The sequence below is a fragment of the Dankookia sp. P2 genome (genome assembly GCF_050632255.1).
Taxonomy (GTDB): Bacteria; Pseudomonadota; Alphaproteobacteria; order Acetobacterales; family Acetobacteraceae; genus Paracraurococcus.
This window is the reverse complement of sequence record NZ_CP192581.1, coordinates 5,122,863-5,137,773: the sequence shown is the minus strand read 5'-3', so window position 1 is coordinate 5,137,773 and position 14,911 is coordinate 5,122,863. Positions and strand designations below refer to the sequence as shown.

The following is a 14,911-nucleotide window of genomic DNA, read 5'->3' as shown; positions in this document are numbered from 1 at the left end:
CACGTGCTGCCTTGCTGCCGGGCTTCGGCCCGGATTTGCAGACGGCGCATTGCAGGAGGCAAGGCATGATGGATCTGCCGGCATGGCACAGCCATGGCTACGGCCAAGAGCACACGCATGGACACGCTCATCGGGAGGGCCATAGGGACGGCCATGGGCACGGCCATGGCGAACCGGAGCAGCCCCACGTCATCGCGCAACTCGGCCTTGGCGAGATCCTGGCCAGCGGCGAAGGCTTCAGGATCACCGAGGAGAGCCCGGGCGACCGCATCGGCTTCTCGCTGGCCACCAGCGCGGACATGAATGGCGATGGCCGCCCCGAGATCCTGATCGGCGCCTTCAACGCCGCGGCCGGGTCCGGCGCGTCCGACGGCGGCGCGACCTACGTTGTCTGGGGCCGGGACGGCACGGCGCCGCTTGGCCTGGACGAGGTTGCCGCTGGCCGGGGCGGCTTCAAGATCCTCGGCGAGGCAGCCGGCGACCAGGCTGGCCTGGGCCTGGCCGGCATCGGCGACCTGAATGGCGACGGCCTGCCGGAGGTGCTGGTCGGCGCCGGCTCGAACGGCGCTGGCGGTGCCTATGCCGGCGCGGCCTACGTGGTCTGGGGCAAGGCGGACGGGACCACGGTGCGGCTGGCGGAGGTCGCGCAGGGCATCGGCGGCTACGAAATCCAGGGCGCGACCGAACGCGGCCTGGCCGGCCAGGGGGTCGCTTCGGTCGGCGACCTGAACGGCGACGGCCTGCCGGAGGTCGTGGTCGGCGCCCCGGGCGAGAACGACCTGTATGTCGTCTGGGGCAAGACGGATGGCGCCGCGGTGCACCTGGCCGATGTCGCGGCCGGGCAGGGTGGCTTCCGCATCCTGGCCGAGGCGCCGGGCGACAATATCGGCCGCGCCATCGCCTCGATCGGCGACCTGAATGGTGACGGCCGGCCCGAAATCCTGGTCGGCGCCTCGCGCAACGACGGCGGCGGCAGCGACGCCGGTGCGGCCTACGTGGTCTGGGGCAAGGCGGATGGGGCGACGGTGCGACTGGCCGATGTCGCGCAGGGCGTCGGCGGCTTCAAGATCGAGGGCAGCGCGACGACGGCGGTGCTCGGAGAGGCGGTCGCCTCGATCGACGACCTGAACGGCGACGGGCTGCCCGAGGTGCTGGTCGGCGCGCCCGGGGGCGGCTCGCCGGCGGCGGCGCTCGTCATCTGGGGCAAGGGCGACGGCGCGACGGTGGATACAGCGGCGGTCCTCGCCGGCCAGGGCGGCTACGCCATCCTCAAGGGCCCGGTCGCCGACCTCGCCGGCTTCAAGCTCGGGACCGTGGGCGACCTGAATGGCGACGGGCTGCCGGAGGTGCTGCTCTCGGCGCCCTACGACGCCGCGGCGAATGGCCCCACCTACCTGGTCTGGGGCCGCCCGGACGGCAGCCCGGCGGAGCTGGCGCGGATCGCGGCCGGAATGGGGGATGGCATCCAGTTCGTCGGTGAGCCCGGGCAGGCCTTCTCCGGCGGCGCGGCCATCGGAATCGGCGACCTCGATGGCGATGGCCGGGACGAGCTGCTGCTCGGCGAGCCGGCCGGCTCCACCGACAGCTCCCCTGTCAGCGCTGTCTATGTGCTGTATTCGCAGGCTGACTGGATCGGCGCGGCCTGACCCAGGCGCATCGCGCCTGCCGCGACCGGAGGCGCGGCGCCGGGCGGCGCCGGGCGGCGCCGGCCGGTGGCAGGCTCAGCCGAGCTCGCCGCTCGCCACGAACCTCACCCCCATGCCTTCCAGCCGGCGCCGCGCGGCATCCATCGTCGTCCCGCCTTCCGGCAGCGGCAGGCCGATGCCGCGGCAGGCGTCCTCCACAACCAATGCCTCGTAGCCCAGCCGCGCCGCATCCTCGGCCGAAAAGCCGACGCAGTAATCGGTGGCGAGGCCGCAGAGGAAGAGACGGCGGAAGCCGCGCTCTCGCAGCCAGCCATGCAGTCCGGTCGGCGTGCTGCGGTCGTTCTCGAAGAAGGCGGAATAGCTGTCGATGTGGGGGTGGAAGCCCTTCCGCACCACGAGCTCGATCCGTGCCTGGTCGAGGCCGGGATGCAGCGCCGCCTCCGCGGTGCCCTGCACGCCGTGCTCGGGCCAGAGCACCTGCTCGCCATAGTGCAGCGCCACCGTCTCGTAGGGCTGGCGGCCATGCGTGGCGGCGAAGGAGGCATGCCCGGGCGGGTGCCAGTCCTGGGTGGCGAAGGCATGCCGGAACGGCCCGGCCAGCAGCCGGTTGATCACCGGCAGCACCGCATCGCCCTCCGCCACCGCCAGTGCGCCGCCCGGCATGAAGGTCGGCTGCACGTCGATGACGCCGAGGATGTCGGTCGCGGGGTCGATCGGGAGGACGGGCATGGGCGGGCTCCGGGGCGGCCGCCCTAGGCTAGAGCAGATGGCAGGAAGGCGTGAACGCCTGGACGCCTGAATCTGTTCTGGAGATGACGAGCTACGGCGGCGCGGCGTTCATCTTCGAACGCAAGCCGCTGGAGCGCCGCGCGCCCCGTCTTGCATCCGCCCTCGCAGGGCGCGACCCTCGCGCCGCAGCCCGAGGCCTTCCCGCATGACCACCCCCGATTGGCGCAGCCGCGCCGGCACCGTCTTCGCGCCCAGCAAGCGCCCCGCCATCGGCAGCCGCGGCATGGTCGTGACCAACCACCCGCTCGCCTCGGCCGCCGGGGCGGAGATGCTGGCCGCGGGCGGCAACGCCGTCGATGCGAGCATCGCCGCGCTCTTCGCCCTCAGCGTGGTCGAGCCGATGATGGTCGGGCTGCTCGGCGGCGGCATGGCGCATCTGCGGCTGGCCGACGGGACGCATGAGGTGCTGGACGGGCTCTCGACCGTGCCCGAAGCGGGCCGGCCGGACATGTACACCCCGGTCAGCCAGGCCTGGCCGGCGGCGCTCGAGACGGTGGGGCGGGCGAATGCCGTCGGCGCCACCTCGGTCGCGGTCCCCGGCAACCTGCTGGCCTGGTGCGCCGCGCTGGAACGGCACGGCACCCTCGGCCTCGCCGACGTCATGGCGCCGGCGATCCGCCTTGCCGCGCGCGGCTTCGCGGTCACGCCCTACCTGGCCGAATGCGTGGCGGAGGCGGCGCCCGACCTGGCGCGCGATCCCGCCATCGCCGCGCTGCTGCTGCCCGGCGGCGCGCCGATCCGCGCCGGCACGCGGCTGGTCAACGGCGCCCTGGCCGAGACGCTCTCGACCATCGCCCGGGACGGTCCCGGTGCGCTGCATGGCGGGCCGCTCGGCGCCATCCTCGGCGCCGACATCGCCCGCCGCGGCGGCCATCTGGCGGCGGCGGACCTGCGCGACGCGCGGCTGGCGGTGCGGGAGGCGGTGCGCGGCAGCTACCGCGGCATCGAGATCGTCGGCCCGCCGCCGCCCGCCTCGGGCGGGGTGCATGTCATCCAGATGCTGAACATCCTGGAGGGCTACGACCTGCAGCACCTCGGCTACGGCACCGCCGCCAGCTGCCACCTGATCGCCGAGGCCCTGAAGATCGCCTTCGCCGACCGCGCCGCCGCCACCGCCGACCCGGATTTCGTCGCCGTGCCGGTCGGCCGGCTGCTGTCGAAATCCTATGCGGCGGAGCGCCGGGCACGGATCAACCCCAACCGCGCCCAGGCCTGGTCGGCCGGGGTGCCGGCGGCGGGCGAGAGCGCCAACACCACCCACCTGACGGTGGCCGATGCCGATGGCCGCATCCTCTGCGCCACCCACACCATCAACAGCCTGTTCGGCGCCCGCTTCCTGGTCCCCGAACTGGGGCTGATCCCGAACAACTACATGGCGCTGTTCGATCCGCGGCCGGGCCATGCGCTGTCGATCGCCCCGGGCAAGCGCGTCACCACCAGCCAGGCGCCGCTGATCGCGCTGCGCGATGGAAAGCCCCTCGTGGCGCTCGGCCTGCCGGGGGACTGCGCATCTTCGGCAGCGCCATGCAGGCGCTGATCAACCTGATCGACCACGGCATGACCCTGCAGGAGGCGATCGAGGCGCCGCGGATCTGGACCCAGGGGCCGGGCGCGGCCGGGCCGGTCGAACTCGAATCCTGCATCGGCAGCGCCACCCAGGCCGGGCTGCAGGCCCTGGGCCATGCGGTCAGCCCGCAGCCGCATGTCGCAGGCGGGATGTGCGCCATCCGCTTCCATGAGGACGGGCTGCTGGAAGGCGCCGCCTGCTGGCGGGCGGACGGCACCCCGATCGGCCTCGGCGGCGGGCTGGCCCGGGCCGGGGTGCGGTTCTGGCCCGACGCGGCACCGCGGCGCTGACCCCTCACTCGCAGCGTCGCCTGAAGAACACACCCTCGGGTTGAAGGACCCATTGGCCGCACCCCGCGAATCATCCTATCCTCACGGCCGGCAATCCAGCCGGCGCCATGGCCACGCGCAGGCCGGCACGCCGCCGAGGGCGTCATCGCCCAGGGACCTCCATTGCCGGGGACCTCTCGCCTTTGCTGTTCTCCAACCCGCTACGCCTCGCCCTGGGCTTCGCCCTGGCCACCGCCTTCGCCTGGCTCTTCCTCTCGCTCTGGCGGCGGGACCGGGCGCAGCCGGCGCTCGGACTCTGGGGCGCGGCGCATGCCGTCTGGGCGGCCGCGGCGCTGCTCTTCGCGGCAGAGGCGCTGCTGCCCCCGCCGCTCGGCATCACCCTGGGCAACCTGGCGGTGGCGCTCGGCTACGGGCTAGTCTGGGCCGGGGCGCGGCGCTTCGCCGGCCGCCCGGCCCGGCCGGTGGCGGTCGCCGCGGGCCTCCTCGCCTGGACGCTGCTGACGCTGATTCCCGGCTTCGCGGCGCAGCTGCCGACGCGGGTCCTCGCCATCAGCATCATCGTCGTCGCCTATGACTGCGCCACCGCGCTCGTCTTCCGCCGGGGGATGCGGCAGCAGCGCCTGGCCTCGCATTTCACGGTCATCTTCCTGCTGCTGGCGCACGGCCTGACCTTCGCGCTGCGCGGCGCGCTGGTGCTGCCGGCGCTGCTGCCGCAGGCCGGCCTGCCCTTGGTGCAGGCGCCGGCCACCGTCGCCATCCTGCATATCCTCAGCCTGGCCTTCACCGCGGCGCTGACCGTCGCCCTGGTGGCGCTCAGCCAGGAGCAGGCGGCGCTCACCGCGCATGCCGTGCTGGCCGCGGCGCGCGACGCCGCCGCGGCGGCCAGCGCCGGCAAGTCCCGCTTCCTGGCGCGGATGAGCCACGAGTTGCGGACCCCGCTGAACGGGGTGCTCGGCATCGCCGAGGCGTTGGCCCGCGACCCCGGCCTCGGCCCGCGCCAGCGGGAGCAGGCCGCGACGCTGGAACGGGCGGGGCGGCACCTGCTGGCGATCGTCAACGACGCGCTGGACCTCGCCCGGGTCGAGGCGGGGCGGCTGGCGCTGGCGCCCGCCCCGGTGCGGCTGCGCAGGCTGCTGGAGGAGGCGCTGGAGCTGATCCAGCCGGCGGCCGCGGCCAAGCGCATCCGGCTACGGCTCGACCTCGACCCCGGCCTGCCCGAGGGCGTGCTGGCGGACAGCCTGCGGCTGCGCCAGGTGCTGCTGAACCTGCTGGGCAATGCGGTGGAATCCACCCCGGAGCACGGCCGGGTGCTGCTCTGCGCGGCGCCGGCCGGGCCGGGCCTGCTGCGCCTGGCGGTGGAGGATTCGGGTCCCGGCATCCCGGAGGCGCTGCGGCCGCGGCTGTTCGACGAGTTTGCCCAAGGCCCCCAATCCGAGGTGGGCGCCGGCCTCGGCCTCGCGATCTCCGCCGCCCTGGCGCGCGCGATGGGCGGAAGCCTGGACCATGCGCCGGGCCCGGGCGGCCAGGGCAGCCGCTTCGCCCTGACCGTGCCCCTGGCCGAGGCCGCGCCGCCGCCCGCCCCGCCGGCCGCGCCGGCGCCGGAGCTGCCGCGCCCGCTGCGCCTGCTGGTGGTGGACGACGCCCGGGTGAACCGGGAGGTGGTGCGCGCCCTGCTGCGCCCGGAAGGCCATCTGGTCGAGGAGGCCGCGAGCGGCGGCGATGCCATCGCCGCCCTGCGGCGCGGACCACTGCCCGATCTGGTGCTGATGGACCTCAACATGCCCGGCATGGACGGGCTCGAGGCGACCGCGGCGATCCGCGCGCTGGACGGCCCGGCGCGGCGGGTGCCGATCATCGCGCTGACCGGCGACGCGATGCCGGAGGCGGTGGCGGCGGGCCGCGCCGCGGGAATGGACGGGCACCTGACCAAGCCGCTGCAGCGCGCCCTGCTGCTGGCCGAGCTGGCCCGGCTGGCGCCCTCCGCCTGAAGGGGCACGGCTGGCATGGGGCATGCTAGCCTCCGGTCCCATCGCAGGACACGGAGCACCGTCATGCCCAGGCCCTTCCATCTCGGCTGGTTCCTGCAGGGATCCTCGGTCCAGGCCTGGGGCGAGCCCTGGACCGGCGCGATCGGCCGCGACTGGATGCGGCCGGACCTGTTCTGCGACATGGCCCGCGCGCTGGAAGCCGCCCGCTTCGACTACATCCTCATCGAGGACAGCTCCTATGTGGGCGAAAGCTATGGCGGCTCGCGCGAGATCTACCTGAAGCATGGCCTCGCGGTGCCGCGGCAGGACCCGGCGATCACCGCGACGCTGATGGCCGCCGCGACGCAGCGCATCGGCATCGTGCCGACCTTCGCCACCTTCACCCACCCGCCCTACCTGCTGGCGCGGATGGTGGCCTCGCTCGACCAGGTCTCGGCAGGGCGGATCGGCTGGAACATGGTGACCGGCAGCTCCGACGTGGCGGCGCGGAACTACGGCCTCGCCGGCGCTGCCTCGAGCACGACCTGCGCTACGACATGGCGGACGAGTACATGCAGGTGGTCAATGGGCTCTGGGACAGCTGGGAGCCGGGGGCGATCGTGGCGGATGCCGAGAGCGGCATGCTGGTCGACCACACCAAGGTGCATGCGGTGGATTTCGAGGGCCGCTGGTACCGCACCCATGGGCCGCTGAACTCGGGCCCCTGCCCGCAGGGCAGGCCGGTGATCGCCCAGGCCGGCGGCAGCCCGCGCGGCCGGCAATCTCGCCTCGGCCCATGCGGATACCATCGTCGCCATGATCAAGGGCACGGCGGGCATGAAGGCCTATCGCGACGACGTCCGCGCCCGTGCCGCGGCGCAGGGCCGCAACCCGGACCAGGTGAAGGTGCTGTACCTGGTCAACCCGCTGCTGGCGGAGACGCAGGCCGAGGCCGAGGCCCGGCGCGACGCGCGGCGGGCGCGGGCGGAAGCCTCCGTGCCGCAGCTGCTCGCCTTCTTCGGCAAGATCACCAACATCGACTTCGGCAAGTACGACCTCGACGCGCCGGTCGACACGCTCGACCTGCGGACCAATGGCCACCAGCAGAGCCTCGACGACTTCAAGCGCGTCGCCGGCAGCAGGTCGCTGCGGGACGCCATGCTGAGCTACCGCGGCACCAGCGGCTCGATCGAGCTGGTCGGCACGCCGGATGCGGTGGCCGGGCAGATGGCGGAGGCGATGCAGGAGGTCGGCGGCGACGGCTTCCTGTTCAGCATGGGCGATGTCAGCCGCCGGACCGTGGCGGAGGTGGCGGACGGGCTGGTGCCGGCGCTGCAGCGGCGGGGCCTGGTGCGCCGCGAGTATGCGCATGCGCAGTTCCGCGACAACCTGCTGGAGTTCTGAGCGGGCGCGCCCCCCGGGCCGGCCGGCCGACTCTCAAAAGAGAGCAGGGTCCAGGGAGCCTGGATCCGGCTGTACCGAACAACGGTTTGATCGTCGGTTTCGAAAACCGAAGGAGGTCCAAGCCCACCCTGGGTGCGAAGCCCAACCCCTTTCGCCCTCAGGTCCTGGTATGCTGCGGCTTACGGCGGAATCCGCTGCCGCCTATCCCATCTTCTTTCCCCTCTCGGGCGGACCATGTCCTTTCCACGAAGCGGCGTGGGGTCGCGCCGGGAGGTGCAGCCGCGCTCGATACCCGCACCGCATGAGCTAGATGGTGGAGAAAGGTCCACTGCGGCTGCGGTCGAGTAGGGCGGCTACCCATTCGGCTACTCGCCCCTCGATACGGCACACTGCCAAACTACTGGCGTCGGTCGCAAGGAGGCGGTGCGAGATATGCGGCGCTCGGCCAGAGTCGGCCGAGATCATCGACACGTCTGCGGGCGTGGCCGCAGGGTCGGGTGATCTGCCCAACGAAGCGCGGTTGGTTGGGTAGGGCGACGCCCGCTGCCCGCGCGAAGGTCAGCACAGTGGTGCTCGACTCGAACGGCGTCTGAGTGAAGCTCATGACACCGTTCGAAACTTCATCCTCGCCGCCGCCACCGCCCTGCTCAGGCGTCCAGCGAATGCATTATGGAGCGGGCTCTCAAATCCACAGTGCTACTGGCACTGTGTTCCAGCCGGGCAAGTGATTCACTAAACCAATATCTGCTCCACCCCGACCATCAAATTACCCACGATCGTCTCCACACCTGGGGTCGTTGCCCAGGCTGCGAAGTCACCGACAAATTCGTTATGGATTTCAAACCCGCTCGGGCGCGACAGGGCCACCGGCACAGTGCTCCAGCCGGCTCCGTGGTTGACCAGCGCAAGATCGGTCCTGCCGTCCCCGTCGAAATCGCCAGCGAGTGTTTCAACACCTGGGGTCGCTGCCCAGGCTGCGAAATCCCCGACGAATCGGTTGTCGATCGTGAAGCCATTTTGACCGGAGAAGGCCACCGGCACGGTATTCCAGCCGGCTCCGTGGTTGACCAGCGCAAGATCGGTCCTGCCGTCCCCGTCGAAATCGCCAGCGAGTGCTTCAACACCTGGGGTCGCTGCCCAGGCTGCGAAATCCCCGACGAATCGGTTGTCGATCGTGAAGCCATTTTGACCGGAGATGGCCACCGGCACGGTATTCCAGCCGGCTCCGTGGTTGACCAGCGCTATATCGGTCGTGCCGTTGCCATCGAAATCCCCAGCGAGTGCTTCAACACCTGGAGTCGCTGCCCAGCCTGCGAAATCCCCGACGAACCGGTTGTCGACGGAAAAGCCATTCTGATCTGAGAAGGCCACCGGCACGGTATTCCAGCCGGCTCCGTGGTTGATCAGCGCAATATCGGTCGTGCCGTTGCCGTTGAAATCACCAGCGAGTGCTTCAACACCTGGAGTCGCTGCCCAGCCTGCGAAATCCCCGACGAACCGGTTGTCGACGGAAAAGCCATTCTGATCTGAGAAGGCCACCGGCACGGTATTCCAGCCGGCTCCGTGGTTGATCAGCGCAATATCGGTCGTGCCGTTGCCGTTGAAATCACCAGTTAAGGGCTCGACGGTATAGCTAGCCGCCCAGGCCGCGAAGTCTCCCACGAACCGGTTCTGGATGGTAAAGCCATTCGGATCCGACAGGGCCACCGGCACCGTATTCCAGCCTGCATCATGGTTGACCAGCGCCAGGTCTGTCGTCCCGTTGCGATCGAAGTTGCCAACTAACGGCTCGACGAAGGCGGACCCAAAAACGTTAGGAGCCACCCAGTTTGCAAAATCCCCAACGAACCGGTTTTGTATCGTAAATGCCATAACGTCCTCCATATAAAATTTTCTTAAACAGACCTGCTAAGATGGACACTTTGCTCGAAATGCTATTCTGCTTTTTATATAGCAGATCTGTTCGGACTACTATGCCGGCTTCAACGCCATTAGTGATTAGCAGAACAGCAGTTGAAGCCTATGCTGCCAAATCTGCGAACTGAATCTTGTTTTTATGAGGAGCGTGCTGTGGCAACTCCTCGGCCGTTAAGGCTCAACCCGAAAAAGGCGATCCGATCAGCGCGGCAGCGGCACAAATGCCTTACCGGCGCCCCTCGCCATCATATCGGGCCGATGTCTCCCGTTGACATTCCAAGCCCCGTTGACCTGCCGCCGCTGTCTGGCCTTCCCGTTTCCCGCCCCAGCCGCGGTGATGATTGGAACATCCTGGCCGACGCCGAGGGGTCGTCTTCGCCGTAGAGTGTGCGTATTGCCTCATCCGACGATGCTCCCGAGCCGGGCGGCCCTTGCGTTATCCATCCACCAGAGGATCGCGGCGGACCGACAAGGGTGGCGCTGATTGGCGATCTTCTCGCCATGCTGCAGGCCGCTGACCTTGGGGAAGCCGGGAATCAGGACGTTCACGCCACTGGCGTCCGGGCCATGATCGCCAGTTCGGTAAGGGAGGGTCCAGCGAGGATACCTCCTCCCTGGCCTTGCTGCCTGCGGCCAGCCCCGGCATGACGGCAGGGCCTGTCTGGAGGAAACGAACATGGCCCCGCGCATCCTGATGATGGAGAACCCGCTCAGCGCGATCGAGATCGCGCGCGAGCTTGCCCCTGCCGGCATGGAGCTGGTGGTGGCGCCGCTCGGCAGCCCGGAATCTCGAGGCCGCCCTGCCCGGCGCCGACTTCCTGGTCGGCTTCGGCAACCGCGCGGTGAACGCGGATTTCTTCAAGCGGGCACCGAAGCTCAAGCTGATGCAGCTGCTCTCGGCCGGCTACGACACGGTGGACATCGAGGCGGCGCGCGGCGCCGGCATCCCGGTCTGCAACAACGGAGGTGCCAACAGCACGGCGGTGTCGGAGCACGCGATCCTGCTGATGATGGCGGTTGCCCGCCGCCTGGTATGGCAGCATGAGAGCGTCGCCGCCGGCCCGCTGGCGCGGTAACGACCTGGCCGGCACCAAGCTGTACGAGCTGCGCGACAAGACGCTCGGCATTGTCGGGCTCGGCGCGATCGGCAAGAAGGTGGCGCGGCTGGCGAACGCCTTCGGGATGACCGTCCACTACTACGGATATCCGCCGGGTCTCGGAGGCGGAGGAGGACGCGCTGCAGGTCCGCTTCAAGCTGCTCGGCGAGATCCTGCGGAATGCCGACATCGTCTCGCTGCACGTGCCGCTCACCGCGGCGTCCCGCCACATGATAGGCGCTGCCGAAGCTCGCGCAGATGAAGCCCAGCGCCTACCTGATCGAACACCTGCCGCGGCCCGGTAGTGGATGAGGCGGCGCTCGCACCGCGGCGCTGACCGAGGGCAGCATCGCCGGCGCCGGGCTGGATGTGTTCGACCAGGAGCCGCCGCCGGCCGGCAACCCGCTCTTCAGGCTGAAGAACGTGGTGCTGACGCCGCATTTCGCCGGGCCGACCTGGGACAACCAGCAGGCGCGGTTCAGGAACGCCTTCGACAATTGCCAGCGGGTGGCGCGGGGCGAGAAGCCGCTCTGGGTGATCCCCGAACTGGCCGACTGACCCGCCGCGGCGGTCGGCCCGTCGAGGGCCGGCCGCCGCCAGGCCGGCGCGCCGCGCACCGCCCCTTCCCGTATTCCCGAGCACAGCGCCGGCACGGCGGGCCTGCCGAGGGTCACCCTGGCCGGGTTGCCACACTTGCCCCGATCCCGCCCAATTTCCGCCTTGCAATCCATTTGCGGCCTCACGCTTATTTGTATACTGCCTCCTATTCCAGGGCAACCGTTAGGGAGAGGGCGAAGTGATCGACCAGACGGAACGGCCGCGCAGCCCCTTGGCCAGCACCGTCCGGCTCGCCCGCGGCTGGTACGGCTCCGCCGAGCGCCGCATGGCCTGGGGCCTGACGGTGCTGGTGGTGCTGATGACCCTGGCGCAGATCGCCACCGCGCTCGGCGTGAATGCCTGGAACGGCGCCTTCTTCGCCGCGCTCGACCGGCGCGACCAGGCTGCCATGACGCACCAGGCCTGGCTCTTCGCCGGCCTCGCCCTGCTGACCATGGCGCTGGCCGTCGCCCAGCTCGGGGCCCGGCAGATGCTGGCGCTGTCCTGGCGCCGCTGGCTGGTGCAGCACCTGCAGGGCCGCTGGGCGCGCGATGCCAGCAACTACCGCATGGGCCTGCTGCCGGACGCCGCCGACAACCCCGACCAGCGGATCAGCGAGAACACCCGCTGGGCCACCGCGGTCTCGGTCGATCTCGGCTGCAGCCTGCTCTATGCCGTGATCAACCTGGTCTCCTTCGTCGGCCTGCTCCTGGACCCTCTCGGCCGCGGTGCCGCTGGCCGGGCTCGCGGTGCCGGGCGGCATGCTCGGCCTCGCCGTCCTCTATGCCGGGGCCGGCACGCTGCTGACCTGGGCGATCGGCCGGCCGCTGATCGGGATCCATGTCGACCGCAACCGGGCGGAAGTCGGAGCACCGCTTCGCGCTGATCCGCCTGCGCGAGAATGCCGAGGCGGTGGCGATGATCGGCGGCGGCGCCGACGAGGCGCGCCACCTCGACGGCAGCTTCGGCAACGTGGTCGCCGTCATGCGGCGGATGCTGCGGCAGGAGCGGCACCTCATGTGGCTCGGCTCCGGCTACGGCATGGTCGCCGCCGCCCTGCCGCTGCTGCTGGCCGGCCCCGCCTTCTTCGCCGGCGCCATCGGCCTCGGCGCCCTGGTCCAGCTCGGCCAGGCCTTTGCCGAAGTGGTCCGCGCGCTGTCCTGGCTGCAGGAGCACTGGCCGCAGATCGCCGACTGGCGCAGTCATGTGGTGCGGATCGACGCGCTGGAGGACAGCCTGGAGGCGGCGGCGGCGCTGGGCCGGGCCGGCGGGATCGCCGTGGAGCCGGGCGCCGACTCCTGGTGCTGGACCGTGTCACGCTGCGCGCCCCGGATGGCCGCGTGCTGGTGGACAGCGCCAGCGCCACCATCCGGGCTGGCGAGCGTGTGCTGCTCCAGGGCGGCAGCGGCAGCGGCAAGTCGACGCTGTTCCGCGCCGCCGCCGGGCTCTGGCCCTGGGGCGAGGGCCGCATCCGCATGCCCGACCCGGCCGGGACCATGCTGCTGCCGCAGCGCCCCTACCTCCCGCTCGGCACCCTGCGGGAAGCGGTCTGCTACCCCTGCCCTGCCCGGCCGCTTCGCCGATGCGGCGATCGCCGCGGCGCTGGTCCGCTGCGGCCTGGCCGGGCTGACGGGGCGGCTTGAGGAAGCCGGCCGCTGGGACCGCACGCTCAGCCTCGGGAGCAGCAGCGCCTCGGCTTCGCCCGGCTGCTGCCGCACGCGCCGCGCTGGGTGCTGCTGGACGAGGCCACCTCAGCGCTCGACGAGCCGGCTGAGGCGCTGGTGATGGGGCTGTTCGAGCGCGAGCTGGCCGGGGTGGCGCTGGTATCGATCGGCCATCGCCCCGGGCTCGCCCGCTGGCATGACCGGGTGCTCCGGCTGGAAGGCGGGCGGCTGCAGGCGGCCGGGCTGCCCCCGCTGCCGGCGCCGGGCCGGGTGCGGGTGGCACATGCGCATGCCCTGCCGGGAGAGCGTGCGGCGGAGCGGTCGGCGGACCGCGGCATGGTCCGGCCGGAGCGGCGGCCGCGGCCCCGGGCTCTGGCAGCCGGTGGCGTGAGGCAAGACGCATTGCTAAACGCATTAAGTGATTGGTATGCGAACACCTCAACCATTCGCTTATTAAATCACGTAAGCCCCGGAGTTCCCGATGCGCAAGATCCTGCCCGCGGCCTTCGCCGCCCTGCTGATGCTGGCCGGCCCGGCCAGTGGCGGCGGACGACAACTACAACTCCGGAGCCGCCACCACCACGAACAATGATGGCAACGCCAACTGCCATTCAGCGACCATGCTGGACGGCTGCGGCGACAGCTACACCGAGGCGCCGTTGCCCCTGGCCGGCGCCGGGCTGGCCGGGTTGCTGCTGGCCGGCGGCGCTGGCGGCATCGTCATGCTGGTGCGCCGCCGCCGGGAACACCGGCCTGGCTGAGGCACGCGCCGCTGAGGCCGCCGCCCCCGGCCTCCTCGTCTCGCTGGGGATCCTGGCCGCCGCCGGGAACCTGGCGGCGAATGGCGGCGGGGTGCCGGGTCTGTCCTCAGGCACCGGACTGCTCGCTGCGGGCGCCGCGCTGCTGGCGCTGCGCCGCATCCCCGCCGGGGCGATCGCCACCTCCCTGGATTGGGCCTGCTTCACCGCGGCACTCGCCCTGGCCGCCGCGCCGCCGCGGGCCGGCGCGGCGGCGGCGCTCCTCCCTGCTGACCCTGCCCTGCCTGCGGCACGGCGCGGCCGCGAGGGGCGCCGCGGTGCTGCTGCTGGCGGCCGGCGCGGTCGGCCTCTTCGACCTGTTCGGCAGCGGCGTCGTTGGCGGCGCCGGTGATGGCGGCCGAGGCGCGGGTGGTCGTGGCGTTGCTGCATGCCGCCGGCCTGGCGGCTGAGGCGGTCGGCAACCTCGTTGCCCTGCCGGAGTCGCGCCATGCCCTGCTGATCCTGCGCGGCTGCTCGGCGCTGGTGCTGCTGCCGGAGATGCTGGTGCTCAGTCTCGCCCTGGCGCTGCTGCTGCGGCCACAGGGCCGGGTCTCGCGGGCCGTGGCGCTCGGCATGGGGATGGCACTGCTGCTGAACCTCGCCCGGCTGGCCGCCATGGCGGTCTCCGTGCCGCTGGCCGAGGCGTTGCACAGCGAATGGGGCCTGGCCGGCCTTCAGCTGCTCTGGACGGCGCTGGCCTTGCTCGCGGCCCTGGCCGCGTGATGCGGCGCTCCCTGGCGGTGCTCGGCCTGGCGGCGAGCCTCACCCTCGGCCTCGGCCTCAAGCTCGGCCGCGCGGTGCCGGAGCCGGCGGCGGTGGACGCAATAGCCTGGTTCGCCGCCCGGGGCGAGCCGGCGGTGGCGGCGCGCGGCCTCGGCCAGACCGGCAGCTACCGCATGCTGCGGCTGGCCGGGCCCTGCGCCCGGCAGGTGGTGCCGCTCGACAAGCCGGAGGAGATCCTGCCGCTGCTGCGCCGGGCCCTGCCGGACCAGGCCTGGGACGGCGCGCAGCTTTGGCTGGGCGGGCTGGAGCCCTGGCCGGAGGACCCGGCGAGCCTGCCGCGCCGGCGGCCTCGGCACCGGCTGCGGCATGGCGTCACGCCGACCCCGGCGCTGGTGCTGTCCGGCGAGGGGCCGCTCGCGCCGCGCTGCCGATAGCCGCCGCGGCAGGTTCCGG

At 71.6% G+C, this 14,911-nt stretch carries 16 protein-coding genes and 3 pseudogenes; 16 read left to right on the top strand and 3 right to left on the bottom strand.

Annotated elements, in window-relative coordinates:
• Positions 1-65: 65 nt before the first annotated feature.
• The gene (locus ACQ86J_RS30520; RefSeq protein WP_431268446.1) at positions 66-1,646 is read left to right on the top strand and encodes an FG-GAP-like repeat-containing protein; all 1,581 of its coding nucleotides are present in this window, start codon (positions 66-68) and stop codon (positions 1,644-1,646) included.
• A 75-nt stretch (positions 1,647-1,721) separates the two neighbouring features.
• Here the strand turns inward: ACQ86J_RS30520 and pncA are convergent, their stop codons facing one another.
• Positions 1,722-2,375 (bottom strand): bifunctional nicotinamidase/pyrazinamidase, encoded by a 654-nt coding sequence (gene pncA, locus ACQ86J_RS30515; RefSeq protein ID WP_431268445.1) that lies wholly within the window; start codon positions 2,373-2,375, stop codon positions 1,722-1,724.
• 205 nt (positions 2,376-2,580) lie between these two features.
• Here pncA and ggt point away from each other — a divergent pair.
• The 4 genes and pseudogenes from ggt (at position 2,581) to ACQ86J_RS30495 (ending at position 7,663) form a co-directional block, all read left to right on the top strand.
• Positions 2,581-4,292 (top strand): annotated as a pseudogene (ggt, locus tag ACQ86J_RS30510) (gamma-glutamyltransferase).
• A gap of 107 nt (positions 4,293-4,399) precedes the next feature.
• Entirely contained in the window at positions 4,400-6,280 is a 1,881-nt protein-coding gene (locus ACQ86J_RS30505) for a response regulator (protein WP_431268444.1), read from the top strand.
• A gap of 63 nt (positions 6,281-6,343) precedes the next feature.
• Positions 6,344-6,973, top strand: coding sequence for an LLM class flavin-dependent oxidoreductase (locus tag ACQ86J_RS30500; RefSeq protein WP_431268443.1), 630 nt, complete (start codon positions 6,344-6,346; stop codon positions 6,971-6,973).
• Positions 6,974-7,075: 102 nt separating this feature from the next.
• Entirely contained in the window at positions 7,076-7,663 is a 588-nt protein-coding gene (locus ACQ86J_RS30495) for an LLM class flavin-dependent oxidoreductase (RefSeq protein ID WP_431268442.1), read from the top strand.
• A 732-nt stretch (positions 7,664-8,395) separates the two neighbouring features.
• Here the strand turns inward: ACQ86J_RS30495 and ACQ86J_RS30490 are convergent.
• Both ACQ86J_RS30490 and ACQ86J_RS30485 read right to left on the bottom strand, forming a co-directional pair.
• Complete coding sequence (locus tag ACQ86J_RS30490) at positions 8,396-9,547, bottom strand: FG-GAP repeat domain-containing protein (protein ID WP_431268441.1); 1,152 nt, start codon at positions 9,545-9,547, stop codon at positions 8,396-8,398.
• A 432-nt stretch (positions 9,548-9,979) separates the two neighbouring features.
• Positions 9,980-10,129 carry a hypothetical protein gene (locus tag ACQ86J_RS30485; protein WP_431268440.1) on the bottom strand — a complete coding sequence of 50 codons (150 nt, stop codon included), beginning with the start codon at positions 10,127-10,129 and terminating at the stop codon, positions 9,980-9,982.
• A gap of 188 nt (positions 10,130-10,317) precedes the next feature.
• Between ACQ86J_RS30485 and ACQ86J_RS30480 the strand changes: the two genes are divergently transcribed.
• The 11 genes and pseudogenes from ACQ86J_RS30480 to ACQ86J_RS30430 all read left to right on the top strand — a co-directional run bounded on the left by ACQ86J_RS30480 (position 10,318) and on the right by ACQ86J_RS30430 (position 14,892).
• Complete coding sequence (locus ACQ86J_RS30480) at positions 10,318-10,656, top strand: hypothetical protein (RefSeq protein ID WP_431268439.1); 339 nt, start codon at positions 10,318-10,320, stop codon at positions 10,654-10,656.
• Positions 10,622-10,723 (top strand): annotated as a pseudogene (locus ACQ86J_RS30475) (hypothetical protein); the annotation flags it as partial. The gene ACQ86J_RS30480 and the pseudogene ACQ86J_RS30475, both read left to right, overlap by 35 nt.
• Before the next feature lie 61 nt (positions 10,724-10,784).
• On the top strand, positions 10,785-10,982 hold the full coding sequence (locus tag ACQ86J_RS30470; RefSeq protein ID WP_431272590.1) for an NAD(P)-dependent oxidoreductase: 198 nt from the start codon (positions 10,785-10,787) through the stop codon (positions 10,980-10,982).
• A 64-nt stretch (positions 10,983-11,046) separates the two neighbouring features.
• Positions 11,047-11,235 (top strand): hypothetical protein, encoded by a 189-nt coding sequence (locus ACQ86J_RS30465; protein ID WP_431268438.1) that lies wholly within the window; start codon positions 11,047-11,049, stop codon positions 11,233-11,235.
• Between the two features lie 238 nt (positions 11,236-11,473).
• Positions 11,474-12,160, top strand: a complete 687-nt coding sequence (locus ACQ86J_RS30460; RefSeq protein WP_431268437.1) for an SbmA/BacA-like family transporter — start codon at positions 11,474-11,476, stop codon at positions 12,158-12,160.
• A pseudogene (locus ACQ86J_RS30455) lies at positions 12,115-12,453 on the top strand (ABC transporter ATP-binding protein/permease); the annotation flags it as partial. The gene ACQ86J_RS30460 and the pseudogene ACQ86J_RS30455, both read left to right, overlap by 46 nt.
• Before the next feature lie 122 nt (positions 12,454-12,575).
• Positions 12,576-12,917 carry an ATP-binding cassette domain-containing protein gene (locus tag ACQ86J_RS30450; RefSeq protein ID WP_431272589.1) on the top strand — a complete coding sequence of 114 codons (342 nt, stop codon included), beginning with the start codon at positions 12,576-12,578 and terminating at the stop codon, positions 12,915-12,917.
• A 641-nt stretch (positions 12,918-13,558) separates the two neighbouring features.
• Entirely contained in the window at positions 13,559-13,699 is a 141-nt protein-coding gene (locus ACQ86J_RS30445) for a hypothetical protein (RefSeq protein WP_431268436.1), read from the top strand.
• A gap of 91 nt (positions 13,700-13,790) precedes the next feature.
• Positions 13,791-14,087, top strand: a complete 297-nt coding sequence (locus ACQ86J_RS30440; protein ID WP_431268435.1) for a hypothetical protein — start codon at positions 13,791-13,793, stop codon at positions 14,085-14,087.
• Entirely contained in the window at positions 14,072-14,458 is a 387-nt protein-coding gene (locus ACQ86J_RS30435) for a hypothetical protein (RefSeq protein ID WP_431268434.1), read from the top strand. Before ACQ86J_RS30440 ends, ACQ86J_RS30435 begins: the two co-directional genes overlap by 16 nt.
• Positions 14,458-14,892: a hypothetical protein gene (locus tag ACQ86J_RS30430; protein ID WP_431268433.1), complete on the top strand. Its 435-nt coding sequence runs from the start codon at positions 14,458-14,460 to the stop codon at positions 14,890-14,892. Before ACQ86J_RS30435 ends, ACQ86J_RS30430 begins: the two co-directional genes overlap by 1 nt.
• The last annotated feature ends 19 nt before the right edge of the window (positions 14,893-14,911 follow it).

Coding starts and splice junctions, on each gene's coding strand:
- pncA (WP_431268445.1), bottom strand. CDS start 2,375: ATGCCCGTCCTCCCGATCGACCCCGCGACCGACATCCTCGGCGTCATC.
- ACQ86J_RS30445 (WP_431268436.1), top strand. CDS start 13,559: ATGCTGGACGGCTGCGGCGACAGCTACACCGAGGCGCCGTTGCCCCTG.
- ACQ86J_RS30490 (WP_431268441.1), bottom strand. CDS start 9,547: ATGGAGGACGTTATGGCATTTACGATACAAAACCGGTTCGTTGGGGAT.
- ACQ86J_RS30520 (WP_431268446.1), top strand. CDS start 66: ATGATGGATCTGCCGGCATGGCACAGCCATGGCTACGGCCAAGAGCAC.
- ACQ86J_RS30505 (WP_431268444.1), top strand. CDS start 4,400: ATGGCCACGCGCAGGCCGGCACGCCGCCGAGGGCGTCATCGCCCAGGG.
- ACQ86J_RS30430 (WP_431268433.1), top strand. CDS start 14,458: ATGCGGCGCTCCCTGGCGGTGCTCGGCCTGGCGGCGAGCCTCACCCTC.
- ACQ86J_RS30500 (WP_431268443.1), top strand. CDS start 6,344: ATGCCCAGGCCCTTCCATCTCGGCTGGTTCCTGCAGGGATCCTCGGTC.
- ACQ86J_RS30495 (WP_431268442.1), top strand. CDS start 7,076: ATGATCAAGGGCACGGCGGGCATGAAGGCCTATCGCGACGACGTCCGC.